The organism is Pseudonocardia humida (assembly GCF_023898865.1).
GTDB classification, from domain to species: domain Bacteria; phylum Actinomycetota; class Actinomycetes; order Mycobacteriales; family Pseudonocardiaceae; genus Pseudonocardia; species Pseudonocardia humida.
In genome coordinates, this window is record NZ_JAGSOV010000057.1 from 59,840 (window position 1) to 77,091 (window position 17,252).

Consider the following 17,252-nt stretch of genomic DNA (forward strand, 5'->3'; position numbering starts at 1 on the left):
GAGGACGGGAACGGTACGGCTCGCCATGATCACCACGGATGCGCTGCTGCGGCAGGTGGGCCGCCTCGACGGCGTGCTCGCGGCCTGCGTCGTCGATCCGTCGACGGGCACCGTGGTCGGGGCGACGCAGCAGCGCGCCGAGGTCGCCGTCCCGGTGGTGGCGGCGGGCGCGGCCGACGTGGTGCACGTGCTCGGCCTGATGACGGCGGGCCTGGCGCTCGGCGGCGAGGTGGAGGACGTCGTGGTCACCGCCACCGCGCACTTCCACATCCTGCGCGTGCTGCCGGTCGGCCCCGACCAGGGGCTGGTGCTGATGGTCACCCTCGAGCGCGCCCGCACCAACCTGGCCATGGCGCACCGCGAGATCCGCGCCGCGGCGGCACCGTGAGCGCCCCCGGGGTCGGGCGGCCGACCGAGTACCTGGAGGGCGGCCGCGCGATCGTCGAGGCGCTCGCCGCCGCGGCCGGGGCGGGCCGCACCGGGACGGCCTGGCTGATGGGCGGGAATGTCGGCTCCCTGTATTTCCGGAATGGCCTCGTGGTGGGCGCCGAGCTGGAGGGCGCGGCGTGGGTGCGGACCATGCTGGTCAACTCCGGACGGCTGTCCCCGGAGGCCTGGCACGATTTCGCGCGGGACGGGCCGGGGGGGCGGCCGGAGCCACCACCGCCGATGCCCGACGCCGTCGGTCTGGGTGCGGCGGAGTGGGCGGTGCTGAGTCGCGAGGCGATCGTGGAGGCCGCTTTCGAGCTGCTCCCGCCGAGCCGCCCGGAAGTCGCCGCGGACATGGTGTTCCAACCGGACGACATTCCCGCGTGGACCGCGTCCGGGGATCCCGTGGAATTCGTCTGGTTACGCCGGGAGATGGACCGACGCCAATCCGTCTTGGATCGCCTGCGGGCTGTCGTCACGCCCGAGTCGACGATCGCCCGGATGCCCGCGGAGCGGATCGGCCCGGTCCAGGTGTCGGCTCCGCAATGGCGGTTGCTGTCCGCGCTGTCCGATGGCGCGACCCCGCGCTCGGTGGCCCGCCGGCTCGGCGCCGGGGTATTCGCGACGACGATTCTCACGGTCCAGTTGATGCGCCTGGGAATGGTGGGCCGGCGCGACCGGTCCGGCGTGTGGCAACCACCGGCGCAGGCGTTCCCGCGGGCCTTGTTCGGGGTCGCGCCCGCGGCCGCGGGCGGCGCGGCGACGCCGCGGGGCTGACCCCGTCGGGAAGACCGCGGTCGCGGTGGCGGGCGGGTGGCGAGGTCGTCGACCGTCGCGGACCGAACCTCATCGATGCTGGTCAGGAAGCTGAACGGGCGGGAAGGCGACGACCCCGTGGCCGGAGCCACGGGGTCGCATGGGGGAGTACGGCGTGCGGAGCGGGACCGGCCGAGGCCGGGGGAGCCCGCGACGCAACTCTTCGACGTCCTCCCGGCGTCGTCGCCCGAAGGCTCGCCCACACCGGTTCCGGGCCGGTCGCCCGGCGGCGGAACGGCGCTGTGGACTAGACGCTCAGCTGGTTCTCGATCTGGCGCAGTTGGTGGCGGGCCATGGCCAGGTTCGCCTTGCCGCGGTCCAGCGCGAGGTACATGAAAAGCGACGCGGACCGGTTCGAGGTGAGCAGCCGGATCAGGTGGTACTGCCGACCGAGGGTGATCAGGATGTCCTCGATCTCGTCGTTCAGCTCGAGCGAGGCCATGGTGCGCATCTTGGCCCGGATCACCTCGGTGTTGCCCGCGGCGGCGACCTCGAGGTTCAGGTACCGGCCACCTCCGAGCGAACCCAGGGCCATACCGCTCTCGTAGTCGACCAGAGCCACGCCGAGCGCGCCCTCGATCTCCATGGCCTGCTTCAGCGAGGTTTCGATGTCCATACCAGTGGCTCCGTTCGGCGATACTTCCGGCAGACCGCGGGAGACTAGCATGAAACGTTGTGGGGTCCACTGGCCCTATACGCAGAACTGCTCGGCAACAACCCGTGATTGACCGGACCCGCAGCGTGACAACGGTCCGCCGGCGTCCGATAATTCGCCCCCGACAATTACCCGGAGGACTCGGGATGCCACACTGTCGGCGGTGGCCGGGCGGTCGGGGTCGGCCCGATCAGGAATGGGGGATGCGGTGGACGTCGAGACGCCTCGGGGATCCCGGTGATCACCTGGCCGGCGCTCGCCGACGCCGTGCGCCTGTGCGCCTCCCGCCCCGCGGGCGCCCTGCACGTGGCGGGGCGGCCGGGCGGGGTGATCCGGCTGCGCGAGGGTGCGGTGGTCAGCACGTGGACGGGCGGTACCCCGCTCGCCGTGCCGTCACCCACCCCCGGGTCGCGCCCGCAGGCGGCGACGGCGGGCCCGCTGGCCCGCCTCGCGATGACCGACGCCGTCTTCGTGATGGCCGCGGGCCGGGTCACCGCGCTGCGCACCGAGGACGACCCGGGCGCGGTGCCCGAGGGCGTCCGGATGGACCTGGACGTGCTGCTGCGCGAGGTCGACCGGCGCATCCGCCGGGTCATCGGCCCGGACGGGATTCTGCCCCCCGAGGAGACGGTGGTGCGCAGGCTGGGTCGCTCGGGGTCGTTCACGCTGTCCCCGACACCGCAGGAGAGCCGGCTGCTGGCGGCGCTGGACGAGCAGCGCCGCGGTGAGGCCGCGGCCGGCCCGATGGGCAGCGCGCCGCGCCTGGAGCCGGTGCGCGACGGGCGCACGGTCCGCGAACTCGCCTTCGCGCTGGGCCGCGGGGTGTTCGGGGTCCTGCTGGACGTGCAGCGGCTGGCGGCGATGGGCGCGGTGGCGCTGTCCGCGGTCCCCCAGTACGAGCCGGCCCCCGCCCTGCTGGTGCGGGCCCGCCGCGACCTCGACGAGCTGTCGGTCGCGACGGTGTCGGCTGCGCTGCGCAGGCGCCGCGCCGAGCTCGCCGGGCAAGGACGGATCCCCGAGCCGCCGGGGCCCTCGGCCCAGTCGGCCCCCACGCTGGTGAGGCGGGTGCCGGGCGCCGATTCGGCCGACCGGCCGCGCAGGCGCGCGCCATGGCACCCACGAAGGCTGCCGGACGAGGGGAACGGGAACGGGCAGTGAGCGGATCGGTGGCACGGGTGGGCGCGAGGAGCATGGTGATGGACACGGAGTCGTTGTGTGCCGAGCTGCGGGAGCTGCTCTCGGAGGTCATCGGGGTCTCCGGGGCGTTGATAGCCACCGGTGACGGCATGCTCATCGCCGCGGAGTGCGAGGACAGCCTGCACGCCGAGTCGATCGCCGCGCTCGCCGCGGCGACCTCCGGCGTGGGCGCCCAGTTCGCCTACCTCATGCGACTGGGCGAGCTGGGCGGCACGGTCGTGCAGGGCAACAAGGGCTGCGTCGCGGTGCACCCCATCGGCGAGAACGCGATCCTGGTGCTCTACGGCAACGACGGCCCGAACGTCGCGCGCCTGCACCTGGCGGTGCGCCAGGCGCTACCGCGCGTCGAGGCGGCCCTGATGGCCTACCAGCGGTGACGATCCACCTCCGCTGAGCATGATCAGCGGGGTTCGAGAGCGGGTCTCCTGCCGCTGGGCGGGACGAGACCCGCTCTCGCCCCCCATCCTCTGGGACGAGGGCCACTTCCGCTCCAGCGCCCGGCCCTTCCGGCGCTCCGCATGAGCGAACGGCGCACTTGCCCAACGACGCTGGGCCGCCGCGCCACTCGCCCGCGGTGGGACGAGAGTCGCGTTCGCTCCACCCCGGTGCGACGCGGCGCGGTCGCCCCACCTCGCTGAGGGAGAGCGCCGTTCGCTCGACGCGGACCCGGCCGAACCCAACGCCGACTCGTCCGAACCGCTCGATGCGAGGCTCAGGGCATGGGGGCCGGGGAGGGCAGCGACATCAGCTCCTCGCGCATCGCCGCGGTGTCGGGGTGGCTGTTGCCCAGTTGGCGCTCGCTCTCCTGGACGGCCTGCACCAGGGCGTCGCGCGCTTCGTCCACGCGCCCTGCGGCGGCGTGCAGGCTGCCGGCGCACGAGCACAGGGCGGTGGTCACCGCGTGGTGGGTGCCGTGGGCGGCGACGGCTTCGCGGAGGGCGGGCAGCACGATGCTCTCGGCGCCGCGCATGTCGCCGCTGTCGGCACGGGTGAGGCCGAGGCCCAGCCGGGAGAGCAGGGTGTGGGGGTGGGTGGGGCCGAGCACGGCGGTGCGTTGGGCGGTGACGCGCATCGACACCCGTAGCGCCTCGGGCAGGCGGCCGCCGAGGCGGTAGGCGGTGGCCAGGGCCTCGCGGGCGGTGAGGGTGCGCGGGTGGTCGTCGCCGAACTCGCTCTCGCGGGCGGCGACGTTCGCCTCCAGCAGGGCGATGCCCTCGGTCAGCCGGCCCGCGGCGACCAGCGCGGTGGCGGCGTTGCCCTCCACGACGAGCGTGTCGGGGTGGCGGGGGCCGAGGATGGACCGGCAGTCGGCGAGCAGCGGTTCGAGCACCGAGGCCGCGTCGGCGGCCCGCCCGGCGCCGAACTGGGCGACGGCGGTGTCGTTGTGGGTGGACAGCGGGTCGCGGCTGTCGGAGTTGTCGGCGCCCCGGCGGAAGGCCGCGCTCTGCGCCAGGAAGGGGGAGCCGGCGAAGCGGCCGCCGCCGGTCCTGAACTCGTCCCCGCGGGCCATGTCACACGTCCTCTGCCAGTAGGTGGAGCCGGCGCGCCGGCGCGCGCCCGCTCATCGGCGGATCGTCAGCGAGATCGCCGCGACGGTCGCCGCGACGCCTGCCACCAGCCGCTCCAGCGACGGCGGCAGGTTCTCCGCCAGCTCGGTGAACAGCTCGCGCTCGATGTCGAACTCGAAGGTCCGCTCCACGCCCAGTGCTCCGACGATCGCCGCGGTGACCGCCCCGGGAAGATCGAACTCCGTGGGGTGGCGCAGCATGTGCTCGAGCCGCAACCGAGGGCCGCTGGCCCGGAGCAGGTCCTGGGCCGGGAACCGCTCGGGACCCCGGCGCAGCATCGCCCGGTGCTTCTCGGCGCGGATCACGCCGTCGTCCAGGAGGCGCTTCACGACCAGGTCGAAGACTATCCCGCCGATGGACTCGGACCACACGCGCACGGTGTGTGCAGATTTCTGCCTGGCCACCGCGTCGAGCACGTAGAGATCGAGTTCTTCGTCACGCCCACCGGTGCGGTCGGTGACCACCACGCGATCGTCGACGATGTCGAGGTGGCCGGAGAGGACCAGGTCGGCGAGCTGAGCGGCGACCAGCCCGCAGTCGAGGAGCTCGCGGCTGATGGTCAGCTTCCCGGTGAACGGGTCGTGGACGATCAAGAAGAAGTTCTCGGCGAGGTGGCTGCGGCTCATGGTTGTGCGGTCCTCGGCAGTCTCGAGTCGGAGTGACGTTCGGTGACGGCGAACCGGAAACGGTCACCTATCGTCACGATGTTGACAGTACGCGGCCGAGCCGTTTCGCGTTGTTGATCGTGAACGTGTGCGGTGGCCCACGTTGGGCATCCGAACCCCCTTCTCCACAACCCGACGCACGGGGACTACCGTCTCGAACTCGCCCCCGATCGGATTGTGACAAGGAGCGCACGAATGGCCTACTCTTCCGGTCATCAGATTGTTTCGCAACTACGTCGTCGACGTCTGGGTGTGATCCATCTGGTGTTCTTCACGGTCGCCGCGTCGGCGCCGTTGACCGTCCTCGGCGGCGGTGTGACGACGGCCTTCGCGGTGACCGGGGTGCCGGGCGTACCGCTGGCGTTCCTGATCCTCGCGCTCTCCCTGGCCATCTTCGCCGCGGGGTACGCGGCGATGAGCCGGTTCGTGGCCAACGCTGGAGCGTTTTACTCCTACCTGGCGCAGGGACTGGGCCGAGTGGCCGGGGTTGCCGGCGCCTTTGTGGCCCTTGTCGCGTACAACGCGATCCAGATCGGACTGTACGGGCTGTTCGGCGCGACGATGGCCGACTTCGCCTCGACCACCTTCGGGCTGAACCTGGAGTGGTGGCTCTGGGCCCTGGTCGCGCTCGCTCTGGTGGGAGCGCTGGGCGTGCTGCGGGTCGACCTGAACGCCACCATCCTCGCGGTGCTGCTCGTGCTGGAGTGCGTGGCCGTGGTCCTGTACGACCTGGGCGCACTCGGCGACCCGGCGGACGGCACCGTCTCGTTCGCCGGCTTCCAGCCCGACCAGCTGTTCATCCCCGGCGTGGGTGCGGTCTTCGCCTTCGGCGTCGCCTGCTTCATCGGCTTCGAGTCCAGCGCCATCTACAGCGAGGAGTGCAAGGACCCGCAGCGCACCGTCGGGCGCGCCACGTTCGTCGCGGTGATCTTCACCGGCCTGTTCTACGCCTTCTCGGCCTGGGCCATGACAGTGAACGTCGGTCCGGCGAACCTGCAGGCCGCGGCGGCCGAGAACGGCCCGGGGCTGGTCTTCGGCGCGCTGGGCACGCACTACGCGCCGATCATGTCCGACGTCGCCGGCGTCCTGTTCCTCACCAGCGTCTTCGCCGCCCTGCTGAGCTTCCACAACGGCGTCGCGCGCTACTTCTTCGCGCTGGGTCGCGAGCGCGTCCTGCCCGACGTCCTGGACACGGTCGGCACGCGCTCCGGCGGCCCGGTGGCCGGCTCGCTGCTGCAGACGGCCATCGCGGTCGTGGTGCTGGCGATCTTCGTCGTCAGCGGCACCGACCCGGTGCTGGAGCTGTTCACCTGGTTCAGCGGAGTGGCCGCGCTGGGCGTGGTGCTGCTCATGGCCGGCACGTCGGCCGCGGTGGTGGGCTTCTTCCGCCGCCATCCCAACGCCCCGGCCTCGGTGTGGCAGCGGCTCATCGCGCCGGTCGTGGCCTGCGTGCTGCTGAGCGCCATCGTGATCATCCTGGTGGCCAACTTCGACGCGCTGCTGGGCACCGACCCGACCTCGCCGCTGCGCTGGATCCTGCCGGCACTGGTACTGGTGGCGGCGGCCGGTGGCGCCGTCTGGGCGTTGGTGCTGCGCTCTTCGCGGCCCGCGGTGTACGCCGGAATCGGGCATGTGGCGCTGGCCCCGGTGGAGGAGGAGCCGCGGCTCGATCTTCCTACCGTGAGCCGCCGACGGTAATGGATTCGGCACCGAGCGCGACGGCGGTGCCGCAATGAACGTGCAAATGAACGTGCACACGCGCGTGCGCCGGAGCGCGCATAGGTGTTCGCAATCCATCGGAAACACCTCGGAATGACCGGCACCGCCAACCGGCGGTGTCGGCGGCCGAGTCGGGGGTCCGCGCGGACGAACGTCGGCACGCGGAGTAAAAGAATGATCACCGGCGCGGTGGGCGCCGGCGAACCGCACCACCCCCCGGGTCGCCCCGTCCTAAGCTGATCGCCGTGGGCGGGGCACCGGTGTGGGTGGTGGCGGGCGCGCCGGGCGCCGGCAAATCGACTGTGGCGGCGCGACTGCTGGCCGCGCTGCGCCCGACCCCGGCGCTCCTGGACAAGGACACCCTCTACGGGGCTTTCGTGGCCGCCACGCTCGCCGCGGCCGGGCGGCCGCCCGGCGAGCGCGAGGGCGACTGGTACGACGAGCACGTCAAGGCCCACGAGTACGCCGGGATGACCGCGGTGGCCCGGGAGGTCCGCGGGCACGGCTGCCCGGTGCTGCTGTGCGGGCCGTTCACCGGGCAGATCCGCGATCCCGCGCGCTGGTGGGCCTGGGTGGACGAGCTCGGCGGCGCGCCGGTGCGGCTGGTCTGGGTCCGGTCGGACGCCGACACGCTGCGCGAGCGGCTGCGTCGGCGCGGCTCGCCCCGCGACACCGGCAAGCTGGCGGCCTTCGCGGAGTTCGTGGCCCGGATGCGCCCCGACGAGCCACCGCCGGTGCCGCACCTGGAGGTCGACAACCGGCTGTCGGCCCCCGACCTCGACGCGCGGGTCCGGGCCGTGCTGGTCGAGCGGGGATCAGCTCTCGGAGGCTGCGGACCGCGCGGAGGGTAGGTCGTCGACGCGCCCTCCGGGCGGCCCGCCGTGCCAGTCGATGCAGACCGTGGTGGCGTCGTCGCGCAGCTCGCCGCCGCTGGCCCGCAGCACCTCGTCGCCGAGCAGGTGCACGACCTCGCGGGAGTGCAGGCCCGCCGTGCGCTCGATCAGCGCGTTCAGGTCGACGCGCTCGTCGTTCTCGTACATGCCGTCGGTGATCAGCAGGATCCGGTCGCCGGGCAGCAGCGGGACGGGCTGCGGCCGGAAGGACCGGCCCGGCTCCAGGCCGAAGGGCATGTCGATGTCCAGCTCGATCTCCTCGACCCGGCCGTCGCGCAGCCGCAGCGGGAACGGGTGGCCCGCGTTGACGAAGGTTGCGGTCGCGGTGGCGCGGTCGACCCGCACGAGCTGGCCCGTGACGAACTGGCCGACCGTCGAGTGCGCGGCCAGTGCGTCGTTGGCGGTGGCGGCCTGGTCGAGCAGGTCGGCGCCGCGCCGGCGCCCGTTGCGCAGGCTGGCGACCAGGATCGTGGCCAGGGTCGCGGCGTTGACGTCGTGGCCGACCGCGTCGGTGATCGAGACGTGCAGGGTGTCGCGGTCGATGGCGTAGTCGAAGGTGTCGCCGCCGACGGCGTTGGCCGGCTCCAGCCATCCCGAGACGGTGAACTGGCCGGTCTCGCAGGTGAACGCGGTGGGCAGCAAGCGGCGCTGGATCTCCGCGGCCAGGGTGAACGGCAGCGTCCGCTGGGCCCACTCGAACAGGTCGGTGTGCCGGCGGCAGGCCACCGCCACGTAGGCCAGCGTGCGCGCGGCCGCGACGATGCCGGCGATCAGCTGCTCGTCGGGCGCGTCGGCCAGCTCCAGCTCCAGCACGCCGATCGCGTCGCCGCGGTCGGTCACCGGGACCATCACCATCGACCCGCCACCGGGCGCCGCGACGACCTCGACGCGCTGGTCGCGCAGGACCCGCTCGTAGTCGGTGCCGGGCAGGCGCTCGGCCAGCGCGTGCCGGGCGCCCTCCTGCAGCCTGCGCGCGGCGTTCCAGTCGGTGCCGCCGAAGCGCGAGATCAACCGGCCGCTGAGGTCGGCGATCAGGAAGCACCCCGAGCGTGCCCGCAGCATCCCGGCGAGCTCGTCGACCATGACGTCGATGGCCTCCACGGGGGACACCGTGGCGATCCGGTCGAGCAGGGCGTCCAGGTCGATCCGGTGGGCGCGTGCGGAGCTCCCGGCGAGATCCATGCGTGCACCCTGTCACGTCGGGGCGGGCCGTGTGACCTCGATAGGGTGTCCCCGGATCGGGTGCGCCGCCGCCGGCTCCCGTCGGGGGAACGGCCGGGGCCGGTCGCGGGGAGGGGGCCGAGGTGTCCGGGACGTCGATCCCGCTGACCGGGGACTTCGGCGACTACCGCATCGACGCCCGGATCGGCCGCGGCGGCATGGGCGTGGTGTATCGGGCCTGGCAGCGCAGGCTGGACCGCCCCGTCGCGCTCAAGGTGCTGCCCGCCGAGCTGGCCGACGACCCCCTCTACCGCAGCCGCTTCGGCCGGGAGGCCGCGGCGCTGGTGCGGCTGGACTCGCCGCACGTCATCCAGATCTACGACCACGGCGAGCACGACGGCAACCTGTACCTGGCGATGCAGCTGATCCAGGGCCCCGACCTGGGCGCCCTGCTCGCCGACGGGCCGTTGGCCCCCCGTCGTGCGCTGCGCATCACCGCCCAGGTGGCCTCGGCGCTGGCCGACGCGCACTCGGTCGGCGTCGTGCACCGCGACGTCAAGCCCAGCAACGTGCTGATCCGCCCGGCCGCGACCGCCGAGGACGAGGACTTCGTCTACCTCGCCGACTTCGGCATCGCGCGCCGCACCGCCGACGCGGCCGAGCCCACCGCGGGCGTGGAGACCGTCGGCGTCGTGGGCACCCTGGCCTACCTGGCGCCCGAGCGGCTCGACGGCGAGCCCGCACGTCCCGCGTCCGACGTCTACTCCCTGGGCTGCCTGCTCTGGGCCCTGCTGACCGGCGCCCCGCCCTACCAGGGCAGCCAACCGCAGGTGATCATGGGCCACGCGCAGGGCGCGGTGCCCCAGCTGGAGGCCCCCGACCAGCGCACCCGGATGCTGAACGCGCTGCTGGCGGGGATGCTGGCCAAACGACCGGGCGAGCGGCCCTCGCTCGGCGCGGTGCGCCAGCAGGTCCGCGACATCCTCGACACCCCCGGCGACGACCGCAGCCCCACCCGCAGGCCCGCGCCCACCCTGCCCGACGGCGGGCCGGTCCGCGCCCGCCGGCGCTCCTGGCGGCTGCCGCTCGCCGTCGCGGCCGCGCTGGCCGTCGTCGTGACCGTGGTCGTCGTGGTGGTCAACCTGGTCCTGCCCACGCCCGACGAGCGGCTGGACGCCAGCGAGCCGGTCGGCGCCACGTGCCGGCCGACCACCCCGTCGGCCGCCGCGTCGGACGCGGGGGTGCAGGCCCAGCGGGTGTGCGCGACCACCGACGACGTGGGCGAGCTGCGGCTGTTCGCGCTGCCCGGCGGCTCCGTCGAGACCTACCTGCGCACGGGCGCGGGCCAGGAGCCCACCGCGCTGCCCGAGGGCACCTGCCCGCAGGACCTCCCCGCGCGCCAGCGCTGGTCGCGCGACGGGCGCGGCGGCACGCTGCTGTGCTACGTCCTGGGCGAGAACACCCGCTACGCCTGGACCGTGGACGACCAGGACGTCGTCGCCGTGCTGGACGGGCGCCCGCAGGTCCCCTTCCCGCGCGACCTCGACCCGGTGGCCGAGTACTTCGCCGGTCTGCGGTACCCGACGTGAGCGTCGCCGTCGGGCTGCTCGGCGAGGTCACCCTGACCGTGGACGGCGAGCGCCGGGCCGTCGCCGGGGTCCGCAGGCGCGCGGTACTGGCGGTGCTCGCCGCCTCCGCGGGCTCGCCGGTGGCCGTCGACCGGCTGCACGACGCGGTCTGGTCGGACACCGGGTCCCCGGCCTCGCGCGGGACCCTGCAGGTCCACGTGCACGGACTGCGCCAGGAGTTGGCCCCGCACGCCGGCGTGCTCACCCACACCTCCGCGGGCTACCGGCTCGACGACGTGGAGGTCGACGTGCGGCAGGCCGAGGACGCGCTGCGCCGCGCCCGCGCCGCCGACCGGGCGGGCGACGCGGCGGGCGCCGAGGCCGCGTACCGGGCGGGGCTGGCGCTGTGGCGCGGCGAGTTCTGCGCCGACCTGCGCGACTTCGCCTACCTCCGGGCGGCGCGCAGCCTCTACGAGACGGTGCGGCTGGACGCGACCGAGGCGATGATCGGCGCCGCGCTGCGCACCGGGGCGCCGGGGCTGGTCGCCGAGCTGGAGGACCTGGTGGCCGAGCACCCGCTGCGGGAGCGGTTGTGGGGCCAGCTGATGGTGGCCCTGCACCGCGACGGGCGGCAGGCCGACGCACTGGGCGCCTACCACCGCGCGCGCAAGGTGCTCGTCGACGAGGTCGGGCTCGACCCCGGTTCGGCGCTGCGCAACCTGGAGGCGGCCATCCTGGGCCGGGCCGACACCGCCGAGCTGCTGCGCTTCGGGGAGCCGGGCACCGCGGGCCCGGTGCGCCCCGCGCTGACCTGGGTCGACGGCAGCGGCCTGCCGCGACGGCGCGACCTGCCGGCGGACGGCGAGCTGGTCATCGGGCGCAGCGATGCCGCCGACATCGCGCTGACCTGGGACGCGGCCGTGTCCCGCCGGCACGCGGCGCTGGTCGTGCGCGACGGCGCGGTGCTCCTGCGCGACCTGGGCTCGCGCAACGGCACCTTCCACAACGGTGACCGGCTCGACCCCGCCGGACCCGACGACCGCCTGCGCGTCGGCGACCTCGTCCGCTGCGGCGACACCGTCCTCGCGGTCACCGGACCGACCGCCCGGCAGGCCGGGCCCACGGACCCGACTCGGGACGACGCCCGCTGAACTACTACTGCAAGTGGGCTAGTGATCTGAGCCGATCAGGGCAAGAGCGATCACGAAAGGCTCACGGTCCGATCCTCGTGCATAGCGGACCCCGCTTTCGGGGACTCACCCCTCGAACGGGCCGGTCGTCGGTCCGACAGTCGTGTGGAGGAAATTGTGACCGTCACTGGGATCATCACGGCGATCGTCATCGGGGCGATCATCGGTGCGCTTGGTCGCCTGGTCGTTCCGGGCCGGCAGCCCATCCCGATCTGGCTGACCATCGTCGTCGGCATCGTCGCCGCCTTCATCGGCACCTTCCTGGCCCGCGCGATCGGCATCCCGACCGCGACCAGCGGCATCGACTGGCTCGAACTGCTGGTGCAGGTCATCGTGGCGGCCGTCGGTGTGGTGATCGCGGCCAACCTGTACGCGCGCCGCGGCGTCCGGCGCTAGACCGGACAACGGGTGCCGCCCAGCGGCCACCCGAGCACGCACACGACAGGGCCCGCTCCCCGCACCGGGGAGCGGGCCCCGTCGCGTTCACGCCGTCCTCCGCTCCGGCCCGCGCCGCCACGGCGGCGGGGGCCGCGCATCTGGGAGCATTCGGTGGACGGCCTCCTCCGGCGCGGCGGAGCGCGGGAGCAGGACGGGCACGAGGACGGGCGGAGCAGCCATGGCCATGGGAGAGCGGATCCCCGCGGCGGTCGCGAAGGTGCGGGCGGCCAACCGGGCCGTCAACCGGGCGATCGCCCGACCCTCGCCCTCCGGCGGGCGCGCCCCGACGCCCGCCGTCGCCGCCGCGGCGGCGCGCCGCACCGCGGTACGACCCCCGCCACCACGGCCGGAGGTGAGCCAGGCCGACGACGTCAAGGTGCTGGTGCCCCAGGGCCTGCGGGTCAGCGCGGCCATCGGGTGGCGGCTGCTCGTCGTGGTCGCCGCCCTGCTGGTCGTGGGCTTCCTGGTGTCCTACCTCGCCGCCGTCGTGGTGCCGGTCGCGATCGCCCTGCTGCTCTCGGCCCTGCTCGCCCCCGCGGTGAGCACGCTGCACGACAACGGCGTGCCCCGGGGACTGGCCACCGCGCTGGTGCTGATCGGCGGGCTGGCCCTGCTGGGCGGGGTGCTCACCTTCGTCATCGTCACGTTCGTGCGCGGCGTGCCCGACCTGGGCGCCCAGCTGAACACCTCGATCAACTCGATCATCACCTGGCTGACCACCGGGCCGCTGCACCTGAGCAACGACCAGCTGCGCGAGTTCCAGGACCAGATCCTGACCACGATCGACGCCAACCAGGCCTCGATCACCGCCAGCGCGCTGACCACCGCGACCACCATCGGCCAGACCGCCACCGAGGCGCTGCTGGTCATCTTCACGCTGATCTTCTTCCTGCACGGCGGCTCGTCCATCTGGCAGTTCCTGCTCAGCGCGGTGCCCGGCCGGGTGCGCACCCGGATCGACGTGGCCGGCAGGCGCGGGCTGGCCGCGCTGGTCAGCTACGTGCGCGCCACGGCGGTCGTGGCGGTGGTCGACGCCGTGGCCATCGGCATCGGCCTGGGCATCATGAACATCCCGCTGGCCGTGCCGCTGGCCGCGCTGGTCTTCCTCGGCGCCTTCATCCCGATCATCGGCGCGGTCGTGGCCGGCAGCGTGTCGGTGCTGATCGCGCTGGTCGCGCAGGGCCCGATCCAGGCCCTCATCGTGCTGGCCATCATCATCGCGGTGATGCAGCTGGAGGGGCACGTGCTGCAGCCGCTGCTGCTGGGCCGCGCGGTCAAGCTGCACCCGCTCGCCGTCGTGCTGGCGATCGCGGTCGGCCTGGTGGTCGCCGGGATCGCCGGGGCCCTGCTGGCCGTGCCGCTGCTGGCGGTGCTCAACTCCGGCATCCGCTCGCTGCGCAGCCCGGCCGACGAGCACGTCGACCCCGACCAGGTGCACACCAGCGAGCCGGAGCAGTCCGGCCCCGATGAGCCCGGCATCGACCGCCACGACGAGCTGGGCGGCCACGACGAGGACGAGGGCCGGCCCGACGCGGACGACGGCCCGGACGACCGGCGCGCCCGCGCAGTCGGTGGCGCGGACGACGAGCCCGACGGGAGCACGGCCGACCGCGGGCGCTCACCCGTCCAGTCGCCTTCGTCACCCTCCTCATCCGGGGGATAGCCGCCCGCGGCGGGGAGCGGGTAGACCTGGTCGGGTGAACGTCGTCGTGCGCACCCCTCGACTGGTCGTGCGGGACTGGACCGAGCAGGACGCGCCTGCCGCGCTGGCGGTGTACGGCCGCGCAGAGGTCGCGCGCTGGCTCAGCCCCGCCGTCGAGGAGATCGCCGACGTCGAGGAGATGCGCCGCACGCTGGCCGGCTGGATCGCCGACACCGCCGCGAGCGAGGCCGGGATCGGCCACTGGGCGGTCACCGTGGCCGAGACCGGGCAGGTCGTCGGCGGCGTGAGCCTGCACCTGCTCCCGGTCGACGAGCAGGACGTGGAGATCGGGTGGCAGATCGCCCCGGAGTTCTGGGGCAACGGCTACGCCACCGAGGCCGGTCTCGGCGTCTTGCGGCGGGCGTTCGCCAACGACGTCGACGAGGTCTTCGCGCTGGTCCGCCCGGCGAACCGGCGCGCGGAGGCGGCGGCGCGCCGGGTCGGGATGACCTGGGTGGGGGAGACCGAGAAGTACTACGGGCTGCGGCTCAACGTGTTCCGCGCCCGCCCGGCCGACCTCGCCGACGACGCCGCCGGCCCGGCCTGAGGTCCCGCCCGCTCAGACGCAGGCCCGCAGCCCGCCGGAGGCCCCGGCGGAGAAGGCGTCGGTGCGCTCGCGGGCGTCGCCGTGGCTGCTCGGGTCGGCCCAGGGGTACTCGTCGGCGACCGCGACGAGCGCGGTGGCGAGCTCGTCGGTGTCGCCCGGCTCCAGCCGGACCAGCCCGTCGTCCACGGCGCCCTGCAGGGTCGCCCCGGCCATGCAGTCGGCCTGCAGTTCGGCGGCCACCGACACCTGGGTGGCGCGCAGCCGGGCCTGCACCGCGTGCCCCCACTCGTGGGCGATGACGACGTAGACCCAGGCGTCGCCGATCTGCCGGTAGCCCGCCTCCATCAGCTGCTCGTCCCAGGCGAGGAAGTCGCCCGCGGGGCAGTAGAAGGCGTTGCCGGGCGGGGAGGGGGTGCCGCCGCAGGGCGGGCCGTCCTCCCCGACGTAGCCGCCCGCCACCCGGGGCGGGTCGTAGGGCGCGCGGCTCAGCTCGGCGAAGTGCCGCTGCCAGAAGGCGTCGACCACGTCGATCGCGTCCTGCTCGTCCTGCTGGCGGGTCTCGCTCGCGGCGCCCCCCGACGACGGCGTCCCGGCGCCCGTCCCGGCGCCGGACCCGGGGCTCGATCCGATCCGCACCGTGCAGCCGACCAGCAGCAGTGCGGCGGCGAGGACGGGGATCAGCTGGCGCGCGAACCGCGGTCCGGACACCCGAGCAGGCTCGCACGACCGAGCGCGGTCGGCATCCGCTGGTCCGCCGCTGCCGACCCCGGGCCGGGCTGGGAGGGTGGGCGGGTGAGCGATGCGGACGAGGGCTCGGTGCTGGCGGGTGGCTGGACGACGCTTCCGGGGGAGCGGTTCGCCCTCGGGGAGGGCTCCCGGCTGGTGCCGGGCCCGGACGGCGACCGGGTGGTGATGGTGGACATCCCGACCGGGCGGCTGCTGGTCACCGACCCGCGGCAGGTGCTCGCCGACCTCGACGTGCCCCTCGGCGCGGTGGCCCCGCTGGCCGACGGGTCCGGGTGGCTGGCCGCCGCGGGCACCGGCATCGCGGTGCTGGGCGCCGACGGCGCGGTCGAGTGGGTCGACCGCCCCGAGGACGGCGCGCCCGTGGCCATGCGGATGAACGACGGGGTGGCCGACCCCTCCGGGCGGTTCTGGGCCGGCTCCATGGCCGCCGACCAGTCCTCCGGCTCCGGTGCCGGCGCGGGCTCGCTCTACCGCGTCGACCCCGACGGGTCGGTGCACCGGGTGCTCGACGGGCTCACCATCCCCAACGGCCCGGCGTTCAGCGCCGACGGCACGCTGATGTACCTGGCGGAGAGCACCGCCGGGGTGATCCACCGGGCGCGCGTCGACCCGGCGACCGGCGCGCTGGGCCCGCTGGAGGAGTTCGCGCGGGTCGGGGACGGCAGCCCGGACGGGATGACCGTGGACGCCGAGGGTTGCGTGTGGTCGGCGGTGCACGGCGGCGGGCGGGTCGACCGCTACACCGCCGAGGGTGTGCTGCTGGAGAGCCTGCGGCTGCCCGCGGCCCAGCCGACCAGCGTCTGCCTGACCGCCGAGCCGCCTCACGCGGTCCTGGTCACCTCGGCGGCCACCGGCCTGCCGCACCCCGGCGACGCGGACGGCGCGGTGCTGGTGGCCCCGGTGCGCGTGGCGGGCCGACGGGCCGACACGGCGGCGCGGCCGGGCGGCTGAGGCCGGTGCCGGAGGTTTGTCGGCACGCGCGGGGGATATCACCGCGGACGTGACCTCCGGCACCTACTCTGCGCCCATGGCACGGTACTTCGACGTCCACCCGCAGGACCCCCAGCGCCGGGCGATCACGCAGGTCGTCGACGTGGTCCGGTCCGGAGGGCTCATCGCCTACCCCACCGACTCGTGCTTCGCGCTGGGCTGCCAGATCGGCGACCGGTCCGGCCTGGACCGCATCCGCAGGATCCGCGACCTGGACGAGAAGCACCACTTCACCCTGGTCTGCCGCGACTTCGCCCAGCTCGGGCAGTTCGTGCACATCGGCAACGCGGTGTTCCGCGCGGTGAAGGCGGCCACGCCGGGGCGCTACACGTTCATCCTGCCCGCCTCGCGCGAGGTGCCGCGCAGGCTGCTGCACCCGCGCAAGCGGACCGTGGGCGTGCGGATCCCCGACCACCGCGTCGCCCAGGCCCTGCTGGCCGAGCTGGGCGAGCCGCTGCTGTCGAGCACGCTGCTGCTGCCCGACCAGGAGGAGCCGATGACCGCCGGCTGGGAGATCAAGGAGCGCCTGGACGGGGTCGTGGACGCCGTCATCGACTCCGGTGACTGCGGCACCGAGCCCACCACCGTGATCGACTTCTCGGGCGACGAACCGGAGATCGTGCGCCGAGGAGCAGGCGACGTTACTCCTTTCGAGTAGTCCCGCACCGCGCGGCCGCGAGTCGCCGTGCCGGGGGCGCCGCCCGGCGACGGATCGACCCGCTCGGCTTCATCGCGCGTCCGGAGATCCGCTACGTTGCCTTCCGGTCCAGCGCTGGTCGTACGCTTCCGGGCCGTCCGTCGCACAGCGGCGCGCCCTGAGCGCAGCTTCGGTGCGCCCGGCCGGTAGTGGACGGGTGGCAGGTAGCGTGACCAGCCGGGACATGCGGTCAGAGTTGCTCGTCAGGGGACTTGCCGTCACCTCCACGCTCCCCGTGGGAGGGCGGCGGGGCCGCATCGACTAGTTCGA

General features: G+C 74.1%; 18 protein-coding genes. 13 read left to right on the plus strand and 5 right to left on the minus strand.

Translation table 11 applies throughout. The annotated features are described in order from the left end of the window. The first annotated feature begins 25 nt into the window (after positions 1–25). Positions 26–388, plus strand: coding sequence for a hypothetical protein (locus KDL28_RS26910; protein WP_252442881.1), 363 nt, complete (start codon positions 26–28; stop codon positions 386–388). After that, the gene (locus KDL28_RS26915) at positions 385–1,206 is read left to right on the plus strand and encodes a hypothetical protein (RefSeq protein ID WP_252442882.1); all 822 of its coding nucleotides are present in this window, start codon (positions 385–387) and stop codon (positions 1,204–1,206) included. Before KDL28_RS26910 ends, KDL28_RS26915 begins: the two co-directional genes overlap by 4 nt. Positions 1,207–1,492: 286 nt before the next feature. Here the strand turns inward: KDL28_RS26915 and KDL28_RS26920 are convergent, their stop codons facing one another. Next, complete coding sequence (locus KDL28_RS26920) at positions 1,493–1,861, minus strand: hypothetical protein (RefSeq protein WP_252442884.1); 369 nt, start codon at positions 1,859–1,861, stop codon at positions 1,493–1,495. A 276-nt stretch (positions 1,862–2,137) separates the two neighbouring features. On the opposite strand from KDL28_RS26920, the gene KDL28_RS26925 reads away from it, so the two are divergent. Then, positions 2,138–3,058: a hypothetical protein gene (locus KDL28_RS26925; protein WP_252442886.1), complete on the plus strand. Its 921-nt coding sequence runs from the start codon at positions 2,138–2,140 to the stop codon at positions 3,056–3,058. Between the two features lie 38 nt (positions 3,059–3,096). Further along, positions 3,097–3,474: a roadblock/LC7 domain-containing protein gene (locus KDL28_RS26930; RefSeq protein ID WP_252442888.1), complete on the plus strand. Its 378-nt coding sequence runs from the start codon at positions 3,097–3,099 to the stop codon at positions 3,472–3,474. Positions 3,475–3,809: 335 nt separating this feature from the next. On the opposite strand, the gene KDL28_RS26935 is transcribed toward KDL28_RS26930, so the two are convergent. Together KDL28_RS26935 and KDL28_RS26940 are read right to left on the minus strand one after the other, a co-directional pair. Then, positions 3,810–4,607, minus strand: coding sequence for a tetratricopeptide repeat protein (locus KDL28_RS26935; RefSeq protein ID WP_252442890.1), 798 nt, complete (start codon positions 4,605–4,607; stop codon positions 3,810–3,812). A gap of 51 nt (positions 4,608–4,658) precedes the next feature. Continuing rightward, positions 4,659–5,291 (minus strand): GOLPH3/VPS74 family protein, encoded by a 633-nt coding sequence (locus KDL28_RS26940; RefSeq protein ID WP_252442892.1) that lies wholly within the window; start codon positions 5,289–5,291, stop codon positions 4,659–4,661. Positions 5,292–5,582: 291 nt separating this feature from the next. Here KDL28_RS26940 and KDL28_RS26945 point away from each other — a divergent pair, with 291 nt between their 5' ends. Both KDL28_RS26945 and KDL28_RS26950 read left to right on the plus strand, forming a co-directional pair. Continuing rightward, on the plus strand, positions 5,583–7,028 hold the full coding sequence (locus KDL28_RS26945) for an APC family permease (RefSeq protein WP_252442894.1): 1,446 nt from the start codon (positions 5,583–5,585) through the stop codon (positions 7,026–7,028). A gap of 266 nt (positions 7,029–7,294) precedes the next feature. After that, on the plus strand, positions 7,295–7,900 hold the full coding sequence (locus tag KDL28_RS26950; protein WP_252442896.1) for a P-loop nucleotide/nucleoside kinase family protein: 606 nt from the start codon (positions 7,295–7,297) through the stop codon (positions 7,898–7,900). Here KDL28_RS26950 and KDL28_RS26955 read toward each other — a convergent pair. Beyond that, positions 7,865–9,124 (minus strand): PP2C family protein-serine/threonine phosphatase, encoded by a 1,260-nt coding sequence (locus tag KDL28_RS26955; protein WP_252442898.1) that lies wholly within the window; start codon positions 9,122–9,124, stop codon positions 7,865–7,867. The genes KDL28_RS26950 and KDL28_RS26955 overlap by 36 nt on opposite strands. 122 nt (positions 9,125–9,246) lie before the next feature. On the opposite strand from KDL28_RS26955, the gene KDL28_RS26960 reads away from it, so the two are divergent. The 5 genes from KDL28_RS26960 to KDL28_RS26980 all read left to right on the plus strand — a co-directional run bounded on the left by KDL28_RS26960 (position 9,247) and on the right by KDL28_RS26980 (position 14,548). After that, entirely contained in the window at positions 9,247–10,692 is a 1,446-nt protein-coding gene (locus KDL28_RS26960) for a serine/threonine-protein kinase (protein WP_252442900.1), read from the plus strand. After that, positions 10,689–11,822: an AfsR/SARP family transcriptional regulator gene (locus KDL28_RS26965; RefSeq protein WP_252442902.1), complete on the plus strand. Its 1,134-nt coding sequence runs from the start codon at positions 10,689–10,691 to the stop codon at positions 11,820–11,822. The genes KDL28_RS26960 and KDL28_RS26965 overlap by 4 nt, the downstream gene beginning before the upstream one ends. 156 nt (positions 11,823–11,978) lie before the next feature. Next, positions 11,979–12,257, plus strand: a complete 279-nt coding sequence (locus KDL28_RS26970; RefSeq protein WP_252442904.1) for a GlsB/YeaQ/YmgE family stress response membrane protein — start codon at positions 11,979–11,981, stop codon at positions 12,255–12,257. Between the two features lie 220 nt (positions 12,258–12,477). Further along, the gene (locus KDL28_RS26975; RefSeq protein ID WP_252442906.1) at positions 12,478–13,962 is read left to right on the plus strand and encodes an AI-2E family transporter; all 1,485 of its coding nucleotides are present in this window, start codon (positions 12,478–12,480) and stop codon (positions 13,960–13,962) included. A 34-nt stretch (positions 13,963–13,996) separates the two neighbouring features. Beyond that, the gene (locus KDL28_RS26980) at positions 13,997–14,548 is read left to right on the plus strand and encodes a GNAT family N-acetyltransferase (protein WP_252442908.1); all 552 of its coding nucleotides are present in this window, start codon (positions 13,997–13,999) and stop codon (positions 14,546–14,548) included. 12 nt (positions 14,549–14,560) lie between these two features. On the opposite strand, the gene KDL28_RS26985 is transcribed toward KDL28_RS26980, so the two are convergent. Then, entirely contained in the window at positions 14,561–15,256 is a 696-nt protein-coding gene (locus KDL28_RS26985) for a neutral zinc metallopeptidase (RefSeq protein ID WP_252442910.1), read from the minus strand. Positions 15,257–15,340: 84 nt separating this feature from the next. Between KDL28_RS26985 and KDL28_RS26990 the strand changes: the two genes are divergently transcribed. Beyond that, positions 15,341–16,246, plus strand: coding sequence for an SMP-30/gluconolactonase/LRE family protein (locus KDL28_RS26990; RefSeq protein ID WP_252442912.1), 906 nt, complete (start codon positions 15,341–15,343; stop codon positions 16,244–16,246). A gap of 76 nt (positions 16,247–16,322) precedes the next feature. Continuing rightward, positions 16,323–16,943, plus strand: coding sequence for an L-threonylcarbamoyladenylate synthase (locus tag KDL28_RS26995; protein WP_252442914.1), 621 nt, complete (start codon positions 16,323–16,325; stop codon positions 16,941–16,943). Positions 16,944–17,252: the final 309 nt, after the last annotated feature.